Genomic DNA, 23,040 nt, shown 5'->3' with positions numbered 1-23,040 from the left:
CCCCTTTTGACTGATATTTTACATAAATTGAAATTTTCATTTTAATCTTCTGTCATTTCAACTCAATCTAACTTTTTTGGACAACAAAAAAAGCGCTCGACATAAAAGAATGACAGAGAAATTTATCCCTGAATTCCATTATGCTGAGCACTTCTTTTTGTAATTAAAATGTCTTAAGAATTACGCATTTCTTCTAACACGCGGTTAACACGTTTTTCAAGCATCTTCATTCCACTGCCACCCGCTTGGAAGTGACGAAGTTGACCATCTTTATCAAAAACGTAATATGCAGGTACATATTGATTATCAAAAGCATCTGTCAATTTCATATCATTGTCCACATAAATTGGCTGTTTAATATCATGTTCTGCAGCGCTTTTCTTAATTTCTGACAGATCCATGTCTTTCTCTGAACGCGGCATATGGACAGCTAATACATTCAATTCATTCTTATATTGATCACGAAATGCATTTACTTCTGGCATTGCTTCTTTACATAGACCACAACTTACAGACCAAAAATGAATAAGTGTTGGTTTTTTGCCAATCAATTCTCTTTTTGCAACTTCTCCATTTAGCCATGCAGTGGCACCTGATAAATCAGGCATAGGTGAACGTAATTTCATTGTTTTTCCTCCTCAATGATACATGTAAAAAATCCCCACTGCGTATCGTATGCGTGGGGAAACTTGGTGTCTAATTAATAAAGCGCATGAAACAAGGCCTAATTGTGAGCCTCGTTCAAATAATTATAGAGTTTTTTGACCTGGACGCCAGTTTGCTGGGCAAAGACCACCAGTTTGAAGAGCTTGTAATACGCGTAGAGTTTCATCTACATCGCGGCCAATATTATTGTGGAACACTGTTTGGTATTGCATTTCACCTTCAGGGTTGACGATGAATAAACCACGAAGAGCAATTCCTTCTTCTTCAATTAACACACCATATTCACGTGATACTGCATGGTTTGTATCTGCAGCTAATGGATATTTCAATTCACCTAAACCATTGTCTTGACGAGCTGTGTTAATCCAAGCCAAATGAGTGTGGATTGTATCTGTAGAAACACCGATAATTTCAGCGTCTAAATCTTCAAATTCATCATAGCGATCTGACATTGCTGTGATTTCAGTTGGACATACAAAAGTGAAATCCATTGGATAAAAGAACAAAACTGTCCATTTATCGTTTTTCATGTTTTCTTCCAAGCTTACTTTACCGAAAGACTTATCTGCCAGCACTGCGTCCATTGTGAAACGAGGTGCTTGTTTACCTACCATACGTTCAGTCATGTGAAAACCTCCAAGAAGTTATTTATCTGCCAACGAATTGTATTCGTTATTAGCACAATTTAAAGAATAACAAAGTCCTTAATGCAAATCAATTCATCAGCTTTTAACTAGCATAAGGAAATAATTTTTTCGTCGAATTCGTGTCGAATGTTTAGTATGCTCATCTTGAGATAAACTATTCAAGCGAGAAAAGCAGAAGCTTTATTCTTTATCTAACTTAAGACACGAAGAAAGTTGTTTAATTTCTAGATAAATTTGCGTTTAATAACAACATTATGATGTTGTTTAATAAACTAAAATAAAAAAGACCTTCAGCAACCTTATGTTAAAGGGCGTTTAGGTCTTAATTCACAATATTCACATGTTGGATCTGTACAAGCTTCTTCTCTCCATGCATTGCATGGCTCGCAGTAACAAGCGTCGTATTCATCATGATACGATAAAGGTTCAAAACAATCATTACAATAATCACAGATTTCATCATCGGCAATGACACGGTTTTTCACCAAAAGAAAAGTGCCTTCAATTTGATTTTGTGATTTTTTATGTTGTCGTACTTTAGGATCCAAAAATAACATCATGGTTCTTCCCATAACCGTCACTCCTTCCGAGTTTCATGTTAACATATATATATGAAAGAAAAAATAGTGGAGGTCTTGAAAATGGATTCAACTGCAAAAATACATCCTCTAACTTTGAACCAGGCTTACATGTCATTTCTTTTTCCATTTTCTTTCCATGAAAAAGAACGTGAAAACCTTGCTGATCATTTACGAAAAAACCACTTCACGTTTTTTTCATTAGATCAAAAAGATTTACAGCATGGATTTTATGGTGAAGATATAGAAGTTAAACATGAAGAATTGGATCAATATTTTTTACCATTCCTGGAACGAAAATTATTCCCCCAACGTACCGATCAACAAGGGTTTCTTCGCTTTTCCAAGCGCGTCAATGAATCCTTTATTCTGGATGTTCATGACACTTCTTTTTCCTTTTTTGTTAACAGTATTGATGTCATGATTTGTCCTTTTGGCATTGGCCTGATTACAATCCGGACTGAAATGAACAAAGAACAAGAAAAATTATCTGAAGTGCTCGATTTTATGAATCATTTTCGTGTGTTAGAACCAAAACTTGATGAAGAAAAAGGAGCCACAATACGAAAAGATGGTCGGGAATTCAACACAACGAATGAATTTGTATTTGGCTATCTCTGTCCTTCTCTCAAAGCTTACATCGTTCATGATGATAAACGGGCAGGCTATTTCGGCAGCCTTCCTTTCTTTGAAGACGAACGTATGCTATCTTCAGGTTTTTTCATTGCTGACGGTGAACATCCGATTAGTGGAGATCAGTTATATCGAATGGGCCAATTGGATGGAAAAAATCCAGAAGGCCGCCCCTTCATGTCTAGTACAAATGCTGAATACATCGAGCGCTATGTGCAAAAACATGTACATGACCGTTGGGCACCTGATTCATATACAGTTACTTCCGACCATGCCCAGATTACCGTTTCCATAAAAACTCGTGAACAATTGGCGAGACCGCTTTCGCAATTCATGGGAACGCATCATTATAATTTGTTGCTTCATTATTTCTACAAAATCATGTTATTGCGAATGTCATTCGAATATAGCGAGATCCAATGGGAGCAGGATGAAGACTATGTGGAAGAATTAATCGAATTAATTTCTAAGTTTTCCTCCAGATATTATTTTGGGGAAGTTTCTGCTCGGACAGAAGGAAAAGAGTTAACTAAAACATATCGAGATACGTTTCATTTGAATTCACTTTACGAAGAAGTTAAACAGACATTGCATGAGCTATATCGTGCACAAGAGAATCAGTCAAATAAACGTCATAATATGTTGTTATTTATGCTAACCGTATTTACAGTAGTATCCGGTATTTATGGAATGAATCTGGTCATTGAAGATTGGAAAGGCAAAACTGATTGGTCCAAAGTACCTGGCTATTCATTTTTTGAATGGATTTCACTCATTACCGCATTAGCCGGCATTTCTCTATCGGTAATTTTATTAGTAACAACTGGCGGCAAGGGCCTATGGAAGAAAATTAGAAAATGGAAACGTGATCAATATAGATAAATTTAAAAGTATATAAAATCGTATTCGTATTTAATGCACTCGTTCAAAAATAGAAGGTGGTCGGCTATTTCTTTCGCTTTCCGCGGACGAAACGCTAGCCTCCTCGGCTCAGCCTGCGGGGTCTAGCATGTTCCGTTTTTTCCGCAGGAGTCTTCATAAATAGCCAACCACTTTCCTACTTATATATTTTTAGAAAAACGTGTTAATAGTGCTTTCTGTTGATTGGAGTGGAGGCGGCGACAACAAGACTGCTCCTGCGGTTACTCGTCGCAAAGAAATTGGCACACCAATTTCTTTTCAGCGGGAACAGCACGAGCTGAAGGCCCCGGAAGAAATGAAATGTGCAAATGAAAGTTTGCACATTTCATTTGCGACGAAGCTAGCGGAGCGATGCAGGAGCAACGTTTTTTAGTGATGAGGAGACTGAAGCCGTGCCCGCGAAACGCGTCCGCCGCAACGGAAATCAACATTTCTTGCATTGGTTATTTCATTTGTCATTCTATTGTTTGTCTATAATCTGAAATCCCATCTTTCTAAGATGGGATTTTTTTAGGATGTTAAAGATTGCTACAGATCTTAAATTAAACTCTTGCAAAAATTGGTTGAATTTGTATAATAAAAGACATTTATAGTAAACTCAAAGTATTGTGATAGTAAACTTACATAATCATTGTTTGCTATTAATAGCACCTGGGAGGAGCACCTCTTTATGCAAATTGGGAACAAAATCAAAAGCTTACGCATTAAGAAAGGGTTAACTCAGGAAGAATTAGGCGAACGTACTGATTTGACGAAGGGATATATTTCCCAATTGGAACGAAATTTGAATTCCCCATCCATTGAAACTCTTTTTTCATTACTTGAAGTGCTTGGAACAAAACCGAAAGATTTTTTTGATGATGAAAAAAATCAGAGAGTTGTTTATTTGGAAGAAGACCAGACCGTTTTTACTGATGACGAAAGGAAATACCAAATCCGCTGGCTAGTTCCGGAATCAAACGACAAAGAAATGGAACCCGTTCTCGTTAAATTTTTAGAATCGGGAGAATTTAAACAATTCGAGCCTTCATTATCCGAAACATTTATGTATGTCTTAAATGGCAAGGTAAGACTCACTCTTGGAGCTCATGAGTATTTCGCTCTGGAAGGTCAATCCCTGTACTTTGAAGCTTCAGAGCATCACCAACTGACGAATCATTATAACGGTGAAACAGAAGTTCTGATAATTGCTACACATTCTTATTTATAATTCAGGAGGTCAATCATGACAGACACAACCATTATCCGCTTTGAAAACGTCACAAAATCTTATGATAGCGCGACACCTGTGTTAAACAATGTGAGTTTTGAAATTGAACGTGGAAAATTTTATACATTACTTGGTCCATCCGGTTGTGGAAAAACCACAATTCTTCGTTTGATTGCCGGTTTCATGGAACCAACAAGTGGTGACATTTATTTTAATGGCAAAAAAATTAATCATGTTCCAGCAAATGAACGACAAGTTAATACGGTTTTCCAGGACTATGCCCTCTTCCCTCATTTAAATGTTTTTGAAAACATCGCCTTTGGTTTACGTATTAAAAAGTTAAAAAAAGATGAGATTACTCGCCGAGTTTTGGAAGCACTTAAGTTTGTCAATTTAGAAGGATACGAGAACCGTGAAATCGTTGAAATGTCCGGTGGTCAAAAACAACGTGTGGCGATTGCGCGCGCGATTGTCAACGACCCAGAAGTGATATTGCTTGATGAACCATTATCTGCTCTTGACCTTAAATTAAGAACCGAAATGCAATATGAACTCCGTGAATTACAACAACGACTTGGCAAAACCTTTATTTTCGTAACTCATGACCAAGAAGAAGCATTGGCCATGTCCGATGAAATTTTTGTTATGAATGCTGGAGTCATTCAGCAAAGCGGCACACCAATGGATATTTATGATGAACCAATCAACAGATTCGTTGCGGATTTCATCGGAGAATCCAATATTGTGCCAGGTCTGATGATTTCCGATTATCGTGTACAATTTGGCGGAAAAGATTTCGAATGTACAGATAAGGGATTATCCCAGAACGAAAAAGTGGATATTGTCATCCGTCCGGAAGACTTGGAAATTACCACTGTCGATCGAGGTAAAATGACAGTTAAAGTAGACACCCAATTATTCCGAGGGGTTCATTATGAATTATCGACATTTGATAAGGATGGGAATGAATGGCTTGTCCATTCCACGAAAAAGGCTGTAGTCGGGGAAGAAATCGGTTTGGATTTTGACTCGGAAGCGATTCATGTCATGCGCTTGAATGAAACGGAAGAAGAGTTTGACAAGCGTCTGGAATCGTATGGAGAAGAGAACTATGCAAAATAACACAAACCGTTCATATTATTTAGTCCCTTATATCGGATGGATGATGCTCTTTGTTATTGCACCACTCGTGCTTGTTATTTATTTCTCTCTGTTTGATTTACATGGCAATTTTTCATTCATCAACTATAAGAATTTCTTTACTTCCGTTTATTTGAAATTGACCTTGAGTTCCTTTTGGTATGCTTTCCTCATTACTGCTTTCACTTTAGCCATCGCATACCCTACTGCTTACTGGTTGACGAAAACAAAACATAAACAATTATGGTTATTGCTTATCATAATTCCATCATGGATTAACTTACTGCTAAAAACATATGCGTTTATTGGTATTTTTGGTGTAAAAGGTCCTTTAAACAAACTGTTTGAGACGATGGGAATCGGCACTCAACAAATTCTCTATACCGATTTCAGTTTCATTTTCGTTTCCGTCTATATTTTTATTCCATTTATGATCTTACCGATTTTTAATTCTCTAGATAAATTGAATCCAACTCTAATCGATGCTGCACGTGATCTAGGCTCATCTTCATGGACCACATTTACGAAAGTAATTTTTCCGTTGACAATCAATGGCGTGAAGTCTGGCATACAGGCGGTATTTATTCCTTCCCTCTCATTATTCATGATTACAAGACTAATTGCAGGGAACAAAGTTATTACGTTAGGGACAGCAATTGAACAACAATTTTTAGTGACTCGAAACTGGGGAATGGGTTCGACCATTGCTGTATTCTTGATATTGTTTATGGTCATTATCATGATACTGACTGGCCAAAAAGATAAGGGGGCTCTCTCTAATGAACAGATCAAGTAAATTATCAAATGTTTATTTAGCCCTTGTTTTTATCATTTTGTACACACCGATCCTTTATTTGATTTTTTATTCATTCAACAGTGGTGGTACGATGTCCAGTTTTAAATCATTTTCTTTAGAACACTATAAAGCTGTATTTGCTGATACACGACTCATCATGATTCTGATTAATACAATCATCATCGCATTATTGTCAGCCCTCTTATCCACGGCAATCGGAGTGATTGGTGCAATCGGCATTGTGTATTTAAAAAACCGTAAATCTCGCAATGCGCTATTATCATTAAACAATGTTTTGATTGTTAGCCCAGACGTAATCATCGGTGCATCTTTCTTAATACTATTTACAATGGTAGGCGTGAAATTAGGCTTTGCTTCTGTATTGATTTCACATATCGCTTTTAGCGTACCGATCGTCGTTATTATGGTGTTACCGAAATTACAGGAAATGAGCAGTACTTTAATTGATGCCGCGCTGGATTTAGGTGCTTCCAAACGGGAAGTCTTGAGCCGTGTAATCATTCCGTATATTAAACCTGGGATATTCGCAGGTTTCTTTCTAGCCTTGACTTATTCTTTGGACGATTTTGCGGTCACCTTTTTTGTAACAGGAAATGGGTTTACTACCTTATCTGTTGAAATTTATTCGATGGCACGTGCAGGCATCACACTAACCATTAATGCATTATCGGGTCTATTGTTTATCGTCACTCTATTATTAGTACTCGGGTATTACTTCATGACGAATCGCACCAAGAACCCGCTTAGAACGGGGGTACCGAAATGAAAGAAATCATCCGAGCGGCAGTAGCAATACTGATCATTTGTGCAGTTTTATTCTATGCCAATAACCAGTTGAATAAATCTTCTGGAAGAGCAGGCAGCGACACAATAAGCGTTTACAACTGGGGAGAATACATTGACCCCGAGCTTGTTGAGCAGTTTGAAGAAGAAACAGGAATCACCGTTGTTTACGAAACTTTTGATTCAAATGAAGCAATGATGACTAAAATTGAGCAAGGCGGAACCTCATATGATGTGGCAATGCCTTCTGAATATGCGATTGAAAAAATGAAAGAGAACGATTTATTGATTCCAATCGATCATAGTAAAGTCCCTAACTTGTCTAACATAGACCCTTACTTCCTAGACTTGCCTTTTGATCCTGGCAATGAATATTCCATTCCTTATTTTTGGGGTACGGTTGGAATCGCCTTTAATCCTAAACTGTTAGATGGTCAAACGTTTGAAAGCTGGGAAGATTTGTGGGACCCTTCTTTAAAGCAGGAAGTCATTTTAGTGGATGGTGCGCGTGAAGTTATGGGTATGGGATTGAATACACTCGGATATTCACTCAATACAAAAGATGAGCAACAACTGCAGGAAGCTACTGATAAATTAAAAACACTGTCGCCTAATATTAAAGCCATTATTGGGGATGAAATTGTAGAAACGATGCGACGCAGTGAAGCTGCCGTTGCCCTTGTCTGGTCAGGACAGGCTGCAGATATTATGTATGTAAACGAAGACATAGATTATGCTGTGCCAAAAGAAGGCTCAAATTTATGGTTTGACAATATGATTATCCCAAAAACGGCAGCGAACGTTGATGGGGCTCATAAATTTATCAACTTTATGCTCGATCCCGAAGTAGCTGCACAAAATGCAGATTATGTTGGGTATTCGACACCGAATGAACAGGCGATTGAATTAATGGATCCTGAAGTAACTGGTGATGAACGTTTTTATCCGACGGAAGAAATGCGGGAACGTCTTGAAGTCTATAAGAATCTCGGCTTGGAAACCCTTGGAAAATACAATGAGTTATTCCTGGAATTCAAAATGGATGCCCAGTAATGGATTGTCTCAATTAACAACACAATCTGCTCTGATATTGGGTAGGTTTCAGCATAATGAAAAAAGGTGGTTGGCTATTTCTTTCGCTTTCCGCGGACGAAACGCTAGCCTCCTCGTCTCAGCTGTCACTGACAGCTGAGACTGTGGGGTCTAGCTTGTTCCGTTTTTTCCGCAGGAGTCTTCAGAAATAGCCAACCACTTTCCTACTTAAATAGTTTGAAGAGAAAAACTGACAGAAGCAATTTCTGTTGATTGGAGTGGAGGCGGCGAAAACAAGACTGCTCCTGCGGTTACTCGTCGCAATGGAAATCAACATTTAATGCAAGGCACCTTTTCAAAAATTATCCAAGTATATTCACTTATTTTATTCTTTGTCTACTGTCTATAACCTGCCCGCACGTTAGGCAGGTTTTTCTAATGGCTTTTTTTATGTTATGTGGTAAACTTTTAGTTACTCGAAACAGTTTGAGCAAGAAAGAAGGATGTACTATGGCGAGTAAATCAAATCGCTTTGCACTTTATGTGCTAATGTTTAATATGTTCATTGCTATGTCAGGCATCGGATTAATTATTCCAATTATGCCAGATTACTTGGATACATTCGGAGTGGCTGGTCAGGCTCTCGGATTTCTGATTGCCATGTTTGCTTTTTCCCAATTTTTATTTTCTCCATTAGCTGGTGACTTATCAGATAAATTTGGTCGTAAGTATTTAATTATTGTTGGCCTGGTTATTTTCGGATTGTCTCAATTGATGTTCGGAATGGCTTCGGATTTATGGATTTTGTATTTAGCACGGTTCTTTAGCGGCGTCGGGTCGGCATTTATCGTTCCGCCAATGATGGCATTTGTCGCAGACATTACAACTGAAGAAGAACGTGGTAAAGGAATGGGGTTACTAGGGGCTTCGATGTCTCTAGGGTTTATGATTGGACCAGCCATCGGTGGTTTTTTGGCAGAGGTTAGTCTAAGGTTCCCTTTTTATGTAGCTACAACTGCCTCTCTTGTGGCAGCAGCTATTTCACTATTTGTGTTGCCTCAAACAGCACCTCCTGTCGTGCAAGCTGGAAAGCTCGCTAAACGGGAGAACCTTTATAAACAAATGAAACGCTCAACGACTACGCCTTATTTTGTCATGTTAATCGTCATGTTCGTGTTTTCATTTGGACTAGCCAATTTTCAGGCAACCATTGCGTTATATGTGGATAAAAAGTATGCCTTCACACCCGGTGAAATTGCGGTGTTAATTACAGCTGGTGGCTTTGTCGGTGTAATCGTTCAAACTTTTGTAATCAATAAGTTGTTCAAAAAATTTGGCGAATTGAAAGTAATACTCGTAAATTTACTTGTGTCTGCTCTTGCCATGATCTCCGTTTTGTTTGTAGATGGCTTCTGGCCGATTCTGATTGTATCGAGCGTATTTTTCACCGCTGCATCTTTGTTGAGACCAGCAGTGAATACTTTGATTTCAAAACAGGCAGGAACCGAACAAGGATTTGCTGCCGGAATGAACAACGCCTATATGAGTTTAGGGAATATGGTCGGTCCAGCATTGGCAGGAATTTTGTTCGACATCAACATGAGTTTCCCTTATATGGCAGGAACGTTTATTTTAATTATTTGTTTTTTCATTGCTTCTCTTACCCAAAGAAAACAATCATCTATCGTCGCACAATAAGAAAAAGGTTGTCCCTGGAAGTTTATACCTCTGGGACAACCTTTTTCTTTTCATCCTTATAAAATCTGATATTCAAAATATGGTTCTTCTTGATTTGTGTCATTGAACCACTTCATCCCCATATATTGAAAACCTGCTTTTTTAAGTATTTTAGTAGAACTGTTGTTTTTGGGATCGGCAGAAGCAAAAATTCTTTGAACTCCTATTGTTTGCTTTGCCAGTTCGATACAGGATATAGCCGCTTCGGTTGCATATCCCTTCCCCCAACTGGATTTGGAAAAGTGATAAATTAATTCAACTTTTTCCAACCCATTCGCTATATTGAACCCAGCAGCTCCAATTACAAGTCCGGATTCTTTCTCTACCACTCCATAAACAGATAATCCCATTCTTTCATGGCATGCTTGATAGGACATAAGAACTTTCCCTAACATTTCATGTGGAGTAATACCACCACAATGAAACATCACTTCGGCATCACCCCAAAAAGATGTCGATGCTTCTTCATCTTCAAGCGAAAAAACCTTTAATTTCAACCTTTCACTTTCATGAACGATCATGACCTATTTTCCCCCCAATATTTTTAGCGTTTCTTCTTGCCTTTCAGCAATTGAGCAACATTTGTATCATTGGCGGGTGAAACGTATTCATCTGTCGATTTCTTCATTTTAGAAGTCATTCCTGAAATCATACGCCAACCAAATCTTCTTAGTGTAATATCAATGAAAAATAAAATCATCGCAATTAAGACGAGCCATTTTTGAATACTTTTGCTTTCTGAACTCTCAAATTCTATATCGCGCATCGCTTGTTCAGGACTGGTAAGTACTTTCCCCCCTGTACGCTTAGCGATTTCCTCCATCAATCCTTTGTTAGGCGGCTGAATTTTGTATTCCTCACTATAAGGAATTGAAAGTCCTGCTTGATACATACTGTTTTGTTCATTGGAAATCCTTAGGAAAATCAGACCTGGATCTGCATCGAAGGAAACACGGCTTTTCCCAGGAGAAATCGGTTCAGAGAGACTTTCAATTTCTTCACCAGCTTCATTTACTGCTACAATATCCAAAAATGATGATTGACCCGATGGATCTGAAACGGAATAGGAGCCATCCTCTGATTTCCGAATGTCGAATGGAACTTCACTATAAGAAGGTAGTAGTCGAGATACTGCAGTATTCCAAAAATTCCCCCACTCACTGTAACGTGCAAAGTCACCACTCCACGCTCCCGATGAATCAGAAGTATACGCAATCGTTCGTCCTAAACCATACATCCATTCCGCAATAACCGGATCTTCTTTTGTACTTTCCGCAACGACGGTCGCAGTTTGTTTAGCAGTTGTTGCAATATAGGCATTTAATTGAGGTACCCCTTCGGCAAAGAGACTAGTCCAGGCCGCATCCCCTCGTATGATAGGATAAAAAGGATTATCTTCAATATATGTCCTTGAAATCATCACGGTTTCCCTTGATAAAATTGCCGGTATCGTGCTTTCATCACTGACATCATAGAAACGTCCTGTGCCGAATTGTGCTAATTCTTCAAGCAATACGCGGTCTGCATCTTGACCGATCGCAACGGTGGATAAAGTAATTTTATTATCACCTAGACCTTCTGTAATCAGTTCTTCATAATCGTTTTGAGTAGCAGACTGGCCATCCGTCAATAAAATAATGTGTTTACGCTGTAATTTGAGATCAGATAGACGTTCGTATGCAAGCTCCAAACCAGGATAGATTTCCGTTCCTCCACCTACAGATACGGAGAGGATTTTTTCGAGAGCTTCTTCCTTATTAGTCAAAGTCTTCGCTTCAATAATCTCCCAGGGACGATCGTCAAAGGCAATAAAGCCTAACGTGTCATCGTCCCGCAATAATTCAACTGATCGCGCAGCCGCTTCTTTTGCAAGCTCAAATTTATTCCCATACATACTACCAGAGCGGTCCATGACAATAATGAGCCCAAGCGAAGGCAATTGTTGCTTACCTTTCACTTCCATTTCAACAGGCAACAATTTTTCAATCGGTGTTTTGAAATATCCACCTAATCCATAACTATTGTCTCCCCCAACCATCATAAATCCGACACCAAAATTTTTGACTGCTTGTTCAATAACAGTCATTTTGGCTTCACCCACTTGATAGCCGGGAACGTTATCAAAAATAATAGCATCATAGCCCAAGTAATTGGATAGGTCGTATGGTAAATCTGAAGCTTGGATGGCCTCTACTTGAACCACTTGATTATCAATATAGGTTGGAATTGGCGAAGTCAATTTGTCACCGCTAACAACCAACAAATGTGGTGCGCTTTCAACCATTGTTACACTCGTCAATTGGTTATTTTCAAGCAATGCATCCCCAGGGACGTTTAGTTGAACTTGATATTTTAATAAGCCTTCTCCAACTGAAGCGTGTCTAAGAGTAAAGGTATTAGATCCCGGCTCAATTTGGACAGATTGTTTGGAAAGAAATTGGTCGTTCTGAGATAGGAGAAGTTCACCTTGACCTGCTTTTGTTGATTCCACTTGAACAATCAGTTGTTGCTGTTCTCCTTCAAAAGCTACTGGAGGTGTTTCAAAACTAGTAATGGCAACATCATCTGATTCAGGACGATTTAAGATATACGTATCTACTTCCACATTACTGCCGGTCATTCTCGAAAGCTGATCCGATATGGACCCAACATTTTCAAGTCCATCTGATAGTAAAACGATGCGCGTCGCTTTTTGTTGATCTGCTAGATTAGTTGCTAATTGAATACCCTCAGAAATATTCGTTCTGCTTTCATTTTCAGAACCGATAAATTCCGGTACATCCTCGGTTAACAATGATAGGGGTACTTGTGTCTGAAATTTTTCGTCAAACGAATAGATACCTACGGCTTGGTGATTTTTCTTCTCAGCAAGAGCTTTGATAAGAAAATCAGTGTACTGCTCTTCCGTTCCTGCAGTTGAAGCTGATCGGTCTACTACAAACAATAATTGCTCTTCTTTTATCGGTAGTAATAGATTAGGCATAGCCAATGCAAAAATCAGGATGCTTACTGCTACGACACGGGTGAAGAAGATAAACTTGTGCTCGCGGGTATATCGGTTTTTACTTTTCCACCATGCAAATGCAAAATAGACAGCTGGCAAAATGAATAACAAAAGCCAAGCTGGTGAATCAATTCGTAATCCCACGACGTCGCTGCACCTCCCATTCAATCATCAGCAATAATACAATGAGAAGTAAAAACCATGGAACCATTGAAGTTTTGACGGTCTCTTGAATATCTTCTTGCGAAGCAGAACCGATAGCAAAAGACGTACCTTTTTCAATGTGTTTCTCTTGTTGTTCGAGTGCCACTGCAAATTGTTTTTCTGACTTTCCTGATGTCAAAACATATAGTCCTGGTCGACTTGGCGCTGAAAATTGTCCGCCATTTTGAATCGTTTTGATATATTCATTGGAGTTCGAAAAAACTTCCCATTCACCTTTTTCTTCATCCGCAACCAAAGAAAGTGATTTGCGTTCGTTTGGTGAAAAAGTTCCGATCTCTTCAGAGTTCGATGCCATTTGTTCCCTGGCACTCCACAAAAACAAGGGAAATGAGGGATGGAGTGGCCAATCTGTCATCTGAATATCGGATAGTATGATTAAATCTCCCTTGTCCGAACGTTGGATAAATGGTTGTTCTGCAACTCGGGCAAGTGTCTCATATTCAGGAAATGGAGGGTACAGGTTACTGACGAAAATATCCGACATATCCGCGTATGCAAATACATCATCTCGCTCTGTAGTAATTGTGCCATTCACTTCTTTTGCATTTTCATCATTTCGTCCAATCAATAGTACAGGTGATTCTGAAGCTTTGAGTTGAGATGTTTGGTTAGTCACAACTACTGCCTCATTAGGTAAGTCCCCTATCTGCTCAGTGGGAACAGAACTTACTGGAATATCCATGGCTTGAAAAGCTGCTGACACGAGCTCATGAAGATTTCCATCTACATAGGTTTGAGCAGATTGCTTTTGCATTAACACGAAAGACTCGTTATCAACTTTATAATCATCGTCAATTTGTAGTGTTGCTTTCAAACCTTCAGCACTGGGTAATTCTTTGAAAGATAGCGACAGCGTATCGTTTGCTGGAATGACAACGGACTCTTTCAGTAATACCTCTTCATTTTCGATGGAGTGGATTTCCAAAGTACCATTTTTTTCTGTTGGCGTTTCATTTTCTAGCTGAGCAAGTGCCGCTACTCCTTTTTCTGAAGCCGTGGCACCAAAACGCAAGATGGAGACGTTTTCCAGATTCTTTGGTGCTCCGTTTACAAACCAGGTGATATTTTCGTTTTCTAATGGGAGTTCGCTTCGTTCCACGTGATCCGTAAATAAATAAATGGCTGTTTCTTTTGCAGTCATAAGAGACTTCGTGAAATCTAACATTTTAGGCAAGTTCTCTTGTTCATATTGAACTTCCAAACCTTCAATTGAAGATCGAATAACACTTAAGTTAGTCTCGTCACGCAATAAAATGGTTGGTTCTTCACCAGTTGTTATCAATGTTAAAGGCTTTCCGGCCAGTTGTTCAGATAGCGTCATCATTTCTTTCTTATGGGTGTCAAAAAGCGCTTCGCCATTGTCTTCCGCAAGCATTGTGGCTGAAGTATCAACGACCCAAATAATGTGCTCACCTGCTATTGCCTGTGATTTCAAATATGGTTGCAACAAGGCGAACATTAGCAATATCAATGCGATCATTTGCAAATAAAATAAGGCATTTCGTTGTAAATATTGAAGATATGGTGAAACTTTTGTTTCTTTCATAACGGTTTCCCAGAACATCGTTGAAGAAATCTTTTTTTCTATATATTTTTTCCGAAAAAAATAATAGAGTAGGACCGTGATCGGGATAATCGCCGTCCATAAAAATACTAGTTGTCCAAAGCCCATAGACGGCTCACCTCAATTTATCCAGTTTGACCGAATCATTTGATGGAAAAGGATATGACTGATATCATCTTTCGTTTCCACTTTTAAAGTGTGAATGCCGAAACGGCGACACAAAATATCGAGTTCCTGAAAATGCTGATGTCTCTTCTTTTCATAATCTTCCACAATTCTGGATGAAACTGTCACATTCAAACGTTCATCTGTCTCGCGATCAACCAATTGTAAGTCCCCAGAGAACTGTGGGGCTACTTCATCACTTGATTGTATAATAATCAACCGGATGTCTTGTGAAAATCTTGGCATGGAGCGCAAGCATCTTTCCCAGTCCGCGATTGGTTCCAAACCATCTGTGATGATAAATAATACCGTACAATCTTTAGCACTAAATTGTGCAGCCTGATTGGTGAAAGACGTGTTCATGGTTGGGTCGGTAAGGTTGGTTATGTATGATGAAAAAGCCTTTCTGTATACCGCTCCTTTTCTTCTGAAAGGGGCAAGCTTCTCCTCAGTAGGCGTCGCAAACGATAACCGATCATCTCTCCCTAATACAAGATGACCGAGTGAAATGGTCAATTGTTTTGCCAAAAGCCATTTTTTTTCTTCTTGCATCGATTTTGTACTATCCAGTAGAATATGAACACGCATTTCTTGCTCATCCAAAAAACGTTTAATAAAATATTTATCTGTCCTAGCAAAAACATTCCAATCAATTTGCCTTACATCGTCACCAGGGTGATACTCTCTGAAGTCTGAAAAGTCGAGTGAAGACCCAAAGCGCATGGAGCGATGGGACCCTTTATGCTGACCGCGCAATTTTGACTTTGTTGATATTTGTAATCGTCCAATTTTGGAGGACCAATCCTCCGGTAAAATGGAATCTTTTTTCATGAAGTTTGTCCTTGTTTGATGGATTGAACTAAATCTCTGAGAATGGAATCGGCAGTTTTCCCTTCCGCTTCTCCTTCGTAATTTAAAAGCATGCGATGACGAAGGGCAGGTATAGCAACTGATTTAATATCAGCAATTGAAACGTGGTAGCGTCCGGCAACGAGTGCACGGGCTTTAGCCAATCGAATTAAACTTTGAAGTCCGCGCGGTCCACTGCCGTATTGTACATATTGTTTTACATCATCTGTTGCCTCATCATTTGGGTGTGTGGCAGAAGTTAAATCAATGGCATACGCAAGCATATCATCAGCAATCAACACTTCTCTGACCATATTTTGGGCAATAATCAATTCTTCTGCATTCATCACTTTTTGAAGTTGAATATTCTTCGCACCAGTCGTTCTGATAACGATTTCTTTTAATTCCTCTTTTGAAGGGTACGGTATCACTATTTTGCATAAAAATCGGTCCATTTGAGCTTCAGGCAGTGGATACGTTCCTTCCATTTCAATTGGATTTTGTGTGGCAAGGACAAAAAATGGTTTAGCCATCTGTTTTGTATCACCAAGAACTGTCACTGTTTTTTCACCCATCGCTTCTAGCAATGCACTCTGTGTTTTTGGTGTGGCACGGTTAATTTCATCCGCTAAAACGAGTTGGCTGAAAATGGGACCTTGTTTAAATGAAAATGATTGTTTGCCATCTTCCGATCGTTCAATCATGCTCGTTCCTGTGATATCTGAAGGCATTAAATCAGGTGTGAACTGAATTCTTGAAAAGGATAAATCTAAAACTTCAGAAATGGTTCGAATCAACATTGTTTTTCCTAAGCCAGGCAAACCTTCCAGTAACGCATGCCCATCTGCCAAAACCGAGTAAAGTGTAAAATCAACAGCCTCTTGCTGGCCAACGATATATTGACCAATTTCCTGTTTAACTTGGTTTAAACGTTGACTCATTTCTTCATAATTTCTAGGTGTAAATGACATGAGAAACCTCCATTATTCGCTTGATTCCAGTGATGAGAAGTAATCCTGAACGATACGTTGTAAATCTGGTGGTAATTGAAGCCGTTCAGAACTTTTCAGATACGAATCTTTGTATGACCCAATTACCGACTCATAAGGTTTGACTGTTCCTTTTGTTACAGGTACCGCACTTTCCTGCTCCTCGGCGGAGGAACCTTCTCCAATTTTCCCGCTATCTACAGTTGACTGGCTTGAACCTCCGATTCTGGACGGAACCGATAACAAATCCCGACTTCCTGACCCGGACCCACCTTTCAGTCCACCTTGGCCTTGACCTTGACCTCCACCTTGCCCTGCACCTTGTCCTTGACCCTGTCCTTGACCTTGTCCTTGTCCTTGACCTTGTCCTTGTCCTTGTCCTTGTCCTTGTCCTTGTCCTTGGCCTTGACCCTGTCCTTGGCCTTGACCCTGTCCTTGGCCTTGACCCTGTCCTTGGCCTTGACCCTGTCCTTGGCCTTGACCCTGTCCTTGGCCTTGACCCTGGCTTTGACCTGTAGGGCTTTGTGTACCTGTTTGACCTTGGGCTGATCCTTGAGTCCCCGTTTGACCATTGCTTGAATTGGAACTGGATGGATTGCTCTGACCTTGTGCTGTTTGTACAGGATTTCCATTTTGTTTTCCTAATTTACTTAAGGCTGTTTGTGTCTTACCAGCCTGTTCAGCTAGATCTTTTGTGGCTTTTTTCAGAGCAGCCAATTCTTCTTTTTCCTCTGCTGTCAGTCCATCATTCGGATTCCCATTTAATTTGGCAGCCTCTTGTTTGTCAGTCAGTTTTTGCTCACGTAACTGAAGTTCTTTTTGTTTTTTGATTAATTCACGCAATGCTTCTTCTGTTGTTTCTGTTTCCTTTAAATCATTTTCTAATTTCTGAAGTTCTTTCTTCAGTAATTCTGGTGTGTTTTTCTTTAATGTCTTGGCTACTTCATTTTTTATTTGTTTCACTAATTCTTTTTCAAGCTCTACGTCTTTAGCTCGAAGTTGAGTTTCTGATGGGAAGGCAATGAGGAAAAGCAATAACATGGAAGCAATCCCAATGCCACTTAATGACTTCAAACGCCATAAGTCCTTTTTTCTCAGCTTGAATACATCAAAAGATGTTTTGGTCATATTAGCTGTTTTTTCACGCAGAGACAGCAGTAAACCTGATTCATTATCGCTGGAATGTAATGAGGTAATCAGCAAATTCTCAGGAAAATATTGATCAAACTTAAGCATGGAGGACGAATACGTCGGCTTTCTATAAACGCCCCAAACCAACACAAGGGCAAAGCAGATACCACCTGCCCCCATTGCCCACTGAACGTAAAAAGGAAATACAAATAACCGAGAAGCTAGAAACACAATCGCAGTAATAAAAAGACTAAAACTTAATGCGGTTTGCGTAACTCGAAATAAATGTTCGCTTATCAATCTTCTATGGACTTTTTTTACAAAGGCTAGTAATTGATCCCGGCTATTCATGGTGTGCATCTCCTCATTTTTGTTTCTTCATATTGACACGTAATTTCTTGATTGAAACGGTAATTGCCGATGCAGCTAGTAATACATAAAAAATGGTATATCCTGCCCATACTGGGAAATCGATTTTCGTTGCTTCATTGACAAAGTCCTCAGTCATTGGATTTAACAATGAGAAAATTAATATACCTGGATTGATACTCGCCCAGAAATGAGCAAAAGGTGATGGACTTTGAGTTACGCCAGACCCCAACATATTTACTTGTATCGTAATCATGAAGAAAAAGGCTGTAACACCCGCCAGGAAAATCATCGTTCCATAAGTGGCTATCATGGAAACAATCGTTTTTCTGGTGATGGTTGAAAACATAACACCAATGCTACCTACAGTAAGCATGGTCAAAAAGAAGAATAGGAAAATCAAGCCTAATTGACCTGGTGATATTCCACCGAATAAGAACACCAAACTGTAAATTGGCAATCCTGCAATTAGCATCAATACTAAAAATGCAATTGATGAAGACAATTTTCCAAGTATGATTTGCATCGAACTTTGTGAAGTCGTCAGTAAAATATTCAGTGTTTGTTTTTCACGTTCCGTACTAATTGTCCCTGCTGTCAAACCAGGAGTAATAAACAAGATTAACCCTAACTGGATGAACGTCAGTAAGCCAAACAGGAAGAAACTCTCTTCTGGTCTAAAGAATCCGGTACCAGTAAAAGCCGTTGTGAGAAAAATAAATCCAAATACGAAAATGCTCATAGCAATTAAGTAGAACAAAATACCAGTAAAACTTTTTAGAGACCGGAAGCGGAGCTTCACTTCTTTAACGAGAACAGGATTATTTATATTCATACTCATACCGTCTCCACTCCTTTCGTTATTTCCATAAAGACATCCTCCAAATTAGTTTCCTGCTCAGCAAATGACAAGATGGCCAAATTCTGTTCTATTGCGTGCTTTAATAATCGCATTTGATCATCTTCTGATCCTCGATATTTAAAGGTAATCGTGTGTTCCTCAGGCTGTTGATCAATTCCTGTAACAAAGGGATCTTCTTCAAAAAACCTTGCTGCACGATCTGGTAAACCTTTAAGTTTTACCGTAATGAGACGTTCTCCTTTTAATTGAGCTTGAATATCGGAAACTGACCCATGAGCAATGAGCTTGCCCCCGTCGATTACACCGATTTCATCACACATTTCTGCAAGCTCAGGTAAGATATGGGATGAGATAAGAATAGTCTTACCCATGCCTTTGAGTTGTCTTAAAATATCACGCATTTCTACACGAGCCCTTGGATCCAAACCCGAAGCAGGTTCATCCAGAATTAATACTTTAGGATCATGAATCAATGCCCTTGCCAGACATAAACGTTGTTTCATACCACGTGATAGTAAATCGACATATTCATAGCGTTTATGTGACAAATTCACAAGTTCCAATAACTGTGGAATAAGTTGAGCTCTCTCGACTTCAGGTATGCCGTAACTTGCACCATAAAAATCAAGATACTCATCTGCTTTTAATTGATCATATACACCGAAAAAGTCCGGCATATAACCGATTTGTTTACGTACTTCATGTGGCTCCGTTTTAACACTTTTCCCATTTATAAAAGCATCTCCAGCGGTTGGTTGCAGAAGAGTGGCTAATATAGAAAAGGTTGTGGATTTCCCTGCACCGTTGGCTCCTACAAAACCAAATACTGTACCCTCATTTAGAGTTAAATGTAAGTCATTCAATGCGTAGAATGAGCCGTATTTCTTGGTTAGCCCTTTAATTTCAATCATTTTTGGACCTCCCCTTTTAAACGTAATTCTGGCAAACGTGTATAGTCGTCACCATTTGTGGCTTGTTTATTCACTTTAAATTGGACTTTCCCATCTGCTGAAATATATTGATCAATATTTTCTTTGATTGAAAAACGCCCACTTGTTACTTCCTCAAAAGTCTTCGATGTGACATTATAAATTTCCACTGAAATAGATGAAGTATCCGTATTTGCCAATTGAAGTTCTGTCCACTTGACTTGTTGGATCGGAATGTTTTTTGGAATCGTCCAATCATACGTATAAGAACCATTCGCCATAAACCATTCAAATTTACTTTCATTCATTTGATTATAATATCCGGACGTTTCTTCCGTGTTCACTGCAATATCAAAAGCAGAAGATGGTAAAGTAAACTCACCTGAAAAGATGGTTTCTGGCGTAAAAGTCTGATAAATCATATTGATTGCTGACATTTCTGCACGTGTATCCATCAACGAAATAGGGACAATTGCATCTTCAGTATGCGCAACAATGGCTGGTTGTGTCTTTTGAACACCTGTCATTTGCGACATACGAATTAAGCTATTCTTGCGTTCTTTTGGTAGGTCAGTTGCTTTCATTGCTGTACCGAAACCCATATATTGTGATCCGTTGCTCATTGCAATTGGGACCAAAAGCGCTGATCCTACCGGTTCATTTACTTCGACCGACTCATTTGAGTCTAAATTTCCAAGTTTTATCATTTTTGTTCCTGACCAGATTGCAACATCTTTAAGAGCAAACGGAAATTCATTTTTGACGGTTCCTCTGACAATTCCAGCCTCAACTTTTAAATTGATGGCAAATTGACCAACTTCTTTTATATTGGATTCTCCAATTACAGAAGACACAGACCAGTAACCAACATCACGGACCGTCAGTTGATCGTTATCTGCCTGTTCATTTAAAATCGATGATGCTTGAACATTCCCAGAGTTATTTGAGAATGCACTCATTCTTTTAGAAGCAACCATGGTCGTTCCATTCTCAGATTCAAATGTGAAATTTCCACTGCGATTTGTAAGCAGGGACTCTACATAATAACCGGAAAGACTTCCATCTGGCTGTACTTCATAAAAACTGGATTGTTGAATTTGCGGACGTACAAGGCGATCTTTTGCGCCATAAGCGAAAATAGCTAATGAAGCTAAAATGGATATGGCCGGAATTATCCACCAAGCGTGCTCCCGCTTATCTTTTCTTTTGAGTAAGAAATACAGTAATGGACCGACCAAAATAATGTAAATAATAACAATGGTAATCATTAATGGTGTTGAAACTTGGAATGATGGAAACAGCTCATTCATCTGAGCTACTTCGTACGTCATTTGTTCTTTTATGTTTTGACCACCATAATTATTGACCTGTTGATTGACATTAGCTTTTTTGATTATGTCTGTTAAAAGAAATGAATAATTGGCTTGTTTAGAGAGTGGTTCATCTCCTAATGAAAAAGCTGTTTGAATAATTGCACCTTTGCCAATTGGATTGCTCGCTGCGATTGGTTGATTATCAGATTGCAAAAGTACCCGAGAACCTTCATTGACTTTTGCCCCAAAGAATGCGATGTCTTCGGTAAATTCCTTGTTGCTAGAAAGAATCGTTAATTTTTCAGCTTGAAGTGTTTTTCTCTCATCAGATAAATTTAACGGCAATTTCCCAGCTAATAAACCGAGTTCAGCATTAGTATTATCTGAAGCACCTACCAGAACAACACCACCAGTTTGAACCCAGTCAAGAATCGCTTGCTGTTGTTCCTCATTTAAATCACTTAGCACATATTCATCAATCACTAAATAATTGGCGAGATCATAAGCTGCATGATCTTCAGGAAACTGGAAGTCTTTAATTTGACCCAAGTGAATGATTTGTGAACCACCCATCCCCCCCATTTTCACTGTTGATAGTGCACGCAGACGATCAGCACTCTCAGTTAAAGTAAGGAAAAAGGTTGTATCTTGCCCAAAAGAGTTAGGCCGAATGCTTTTATTACCTTTATACGAAATTTCTTTTCCGTCTTCCCAATTGCCTTCATAAAAATAAAACATTTGATAGTCTGTGTTATAGGACATTTCTTCTGATAATCCTGGTAAAGCCAGGTTTATAGTTTTAGTTTCACCTTTGCCAATCGTAAATGGAATGGCTTTAGCCGATCCGATTGCATAGGTCTCAGAGTAGTCGATTACCAAATCACCCGAAAATTCATCACCAGAATTTACGACGGTCACTGTCATCGGTAACCCTTCTCCATATTTAATTTTATTTTGAAAACCCGCTGTAGCTTTCACTTCCAAATTTGGTGCTGCCGATACTTCAGATATCGTCACAAAGCTAAGCAAAAATAATATGCTTAATGCAAAACACCACCGAATAAATTGCTTCATTGCCTTTCCCCCTTATCTCTATATCAATTAGTACGAATTGTCTATCTATAAGTTCCTTAAAAAAATGAAAAATACAACTTTTTACGACAATTGTTCCAAAAGATTCCTTTTAATATATTTCTGTTTCTCTCATAAGAAAAACCGGCCAAAGTGCGCCCGGTCCTTAAGAAATGTAACCATAGAAATCTATTGATTTCCGCTACGGTGGACGCTTTTCGCGGGCATGGCTTCAGTCTCCTCGTCACTGCGTTCCTGCGGCGACTCCAGCGGGATTAGCGGGACAGGTGAGACCCCGCAGATTGCGAAGCGACCGAGGAGGCTCACCGCCCGCCCCGCGGAAAGCGTCCGCTTGAAACGGAAATCAACAATATTAATGAATCCATCTTTTGGTGGAAAATACCT

The 23,040-nt window shown here is 39.1% G+C and carries 19 protein-coding genes; 7 read left to right on the top strand and 12 right to left on the bottom strand.

Annotated features, from left to right (window positions below; translation table 11 throughout):
- Positions 1-173 precede the first annotated feature (173 nt).
- The 3 genes from ACQKEV_RS05880 to ACQKEV_RS05870 form a co-directional block, all read right to left on the bottom strand.
- Positions 174-626 carry a TlpA family protein disulfide reductase gene (locus ACQKEV_RS05880; RefSeq protein ID WP_427444253.1) on the bottom strand — a complete coding sequence of 151 codons (453 nt, stop codon included), beginning with the start codon at positions 624-626 and terminating at the stop codon, positions 174-176.
- Positions 627-749: 123 nt separating this feature from the next.
- Positions 750-1,292: a peroxiredoxin gene (locus ACQKEV_RS05875; protein ID WP_427444250.1), complete on the bottom strand. Its 543-nt coding sequence runs from the start codon at positions 1,290-1,292 to the stop codon at positions 750-752.
- A 320-nt stretch (positions 1,293-1,612) separates the two neighbouring features.
- Positions 1,613-1,885 (bottom strand): hypothetical protein, encoded by a 273-nt coding sequence (locus ACQKEV_RS05870; protein WP_427444247.1) that lies wholly within the window; start codon positions 1,883-1,885, stop codon positions 1,613-1,615.
- A 69-nt stretch (positions 1,886-1,954) separates the two neighbouring features.
- On the opposite strand from ACQKEV_RS05870, the gene ACQKEV_RS05865 reads away from it, so the two are divergent.
- The 7 genes from ACQKEV_RS05865 (at position 1,955) to ACQKEV_RS05835 (ending at position 10,125) form a co-directional block, all read left to right on the top strand.
- A complete protein-coding gene (locus ACQKEV_RS05865) occupies positions 1,955-3,406 on the top strand; it encodes a hypothetical protein (protein ID WP_427444244.1) in 1,452 nt (483 codons plus the stop codon).
- Between the two features lie 709 nt (positions 3,407-4,115).
- Complete coding sequence (locus ACQKEV_RS05860; protein WP_427444242.1) at positions 4,116-4,655, top strand: helix-turn-helix domain-containing protein; 540 nt, start codon at positions 4,116-4,118, stop codon at positions 4,653-4,655.
- Between the two features lie 15 nt (positions 4,656-4,670).
- Positions 4,671-5,777: an ABC transporter ATP-binding protein gene (locus ACQKEV_RS05855; protein ID WP_427444239.1), complete on the top strand. Its 1,107-nt coding sequence runs from the start codon at positions 4,671-4,673 to the stop codon at positions 5,775-5,777.
- A complete protein-coding gene (locus ACQKEV_RS05850) occupies positions 5,767-6,591 on the top strand; it encodes an ABC transporter permease (protein WP_427444236.1) in 825 nt (274 codons plus the stop codon). Before ACQKEV_RS05855 ends, ACQKEV_RS05850 begins: the two co-directional genes overlap by 11 nt.
- A complete protein-coding gene (locus ACQKEV_RS05845; protein WP_427444234.1) occupies positions 6,575-7,378 on the top strand; it encodes an ABC transporter permease in 804 nt (267 codons plus the stop codon). Before ACQKEV_RS05850 ends, ACQKEV_RS05845 begins: the two co-directional genes overlap by 17 nt.
- Positions 7,375-8,448 (top strand): ABC transporter substrate-binding protein, encoded by a 1,074-nt coding sequence (locus tag ACQKEV_RS05840; RefSeq protein ID WP_427444231.1) that lies wholly within the window; start codon positions 7,375-7,377, stop codon positions 8,446-8,448. The genes ACQKEV_RS05845 and ACQKEV_RS05840 overlap by 4 nt, the downstream gene beginning before the upstream one ends.
- 429 nt (positions 8,449-8,877) lie before the next feature.
- Positions 8,878-10,125, top strand: coding sequence for an MFS transporter (locus tag ACQKEV_RS05835; RefSeq protein ID WP_427444843.1), 1,248 nt, complete (start codon positions 8,878-8,880; stop codon positions 10,123-10,125).
- 56 nt (positions 10,126-10,181) lie between these two features.
- On the opposite strand, the gene ACQKEV_RS05830 is transcribed toward ACQKEV_RS05835, so the two are convergent.
- From ACQKEV_RS05830 to ACQKEV_RS05790, 9 genes are read right to left on the bottom strand one after another with little or no spacing between them, the layout of a single operon-like run.
- Complete coding sequence (locus tag ACQKEV_RS05830; protein WP_427444229.1) at positions 10,182-10,685, bottom strand: GNAT family N-acetyltransferase; 504 nt, start codon at positions 10,683-10,685, stop codon at positions 10,182-10,184.
- Between the two features lie 23 nt (positions 10,686-10,708).
- Positions 10,709-13,312: a VWA domain-containing protein gene (locus tag ACQKEV_RS05825; RefSeq protein WP_427444226.1), complete on the bottom strand. Its 2,604-nt coding sequence runs from the start codon at positions 13,310-13,312 to the stop codon at positions 10,709-10,711.
- The gene (locus ACQKEV_RS05820) at positions 13,296-15,065 is read right to left on the bottom strand and encodes a vWA domain-containing protein (RefSeq protein ID WP_427444224.1); all 1,770 of its coding nucleotides are present in this window, start codon (positions 15,063-15,065) and stop codon (positions 13,296-13,298) included. The genes ACQKEV_RS05825 and ACQKEV_RS05820 overlap by 17 nt, the downstream gene beginning before the upstream one ends.
- 12 nt (positions 15,066-15,077) lie before the next feature.
- Positions 15,078-15,953 carry a DUF58 domain-containing protein gene (locus tag ACQKEV_RS05815; RefSeq protein WP_427444221.1) on the bottom strand — a complete coding sequence of 292 codons (876 nt, stop codon included), beginning with the start codon at positions 15,951-15,953 and terminating at the stop codon, positions 15,078-15,080.
- The gene (locus ACQKEV_RS05810; protein WP_427444218.1) at positions 15,950-16,942 is read right to left on the bottom strand and encodes an AAA family ATPase; all 993 of its coding nucleotides are present in this window, start codon (positions 16,940-16,942) and stop codon (positions 15,950-15,952) included. Before ACQKEV_RS05810 ends, ACQKEV_RS05815 begins: the two co-directional genes overlap by 4 nt.
- Positions 16,943-16,954: 12 nt before the next feature.
- Positions 16,955-18,442 (bottom strand): hypothetical protein, encoded by a 1,488-nt coding sequence (locus ACQKEV_RS05805; protein WP_427444216.1) that lies wholly within the window; start codon positions 18,440-18,442, stop codon positions 16,955-16,957.
- A gap of 13 nt (positions 18,443-18,455) precedes the next feature.
- Positions 18,456-19,301 carry an ABC transporter permease gene (locus tag ACQKEV_RS05800; protein WP_427444214.1) on the bottom strand — a complete coding sequence of 282 codons (846 nt, stop codon included), beginning with the start codon at positions 19,299-19,301 and terminating at the stop codon, positions 18,456-18,458.
- The gene (locus ACQKEV_RS05795; RefSeq protein ID WP_427444211.1) at positions 19,298-20,233 is read right to left on the bottom strand and encodes an ATP-binding cassette domain-containing protein; all 936 of its coding nucleotides are present in this window, start codon (positions 20,231-20,233) and stop codon (positions 19,298-19,300) included. Before ACQKEV_RS05795 ends, ACQKEV_RS05800 begins: the two co-directional genes overlap by 4 nt.
- Positions 20,230-22,638 (bottom strand): hypothetical protein, encoded by a 2,409-nt coding sequence (locus ACQKEV_RS05790; RefSeq protein WP_427444209.1) that lies wholly within the window; start codon positions 22,636-22,638, stop codon positions 20,230-20,232. Before ACQKEV_RS05790 ends, ACQKEV_RS05795 begins: the two co-directional genes overlap by 4 nt.
- Between the last annotated feature and the right edge of the window lie 402 nt (positions 22,639-23,040).

This window comes from Paenisporosarcina sp. NPDC076907 (assembly GCF_050269735.1).
Classification (GTDB): domain Bacteria; phylum Bacillota; class Bacilli; order Bacillales_A; family Planococcaceae; genus Paenisporosarcina.
The sequence above is the reverse complement of the archived record's forward strand: the minus strand, read 5'-3'. Positions and strand labels throughout refer to the sequence as shown.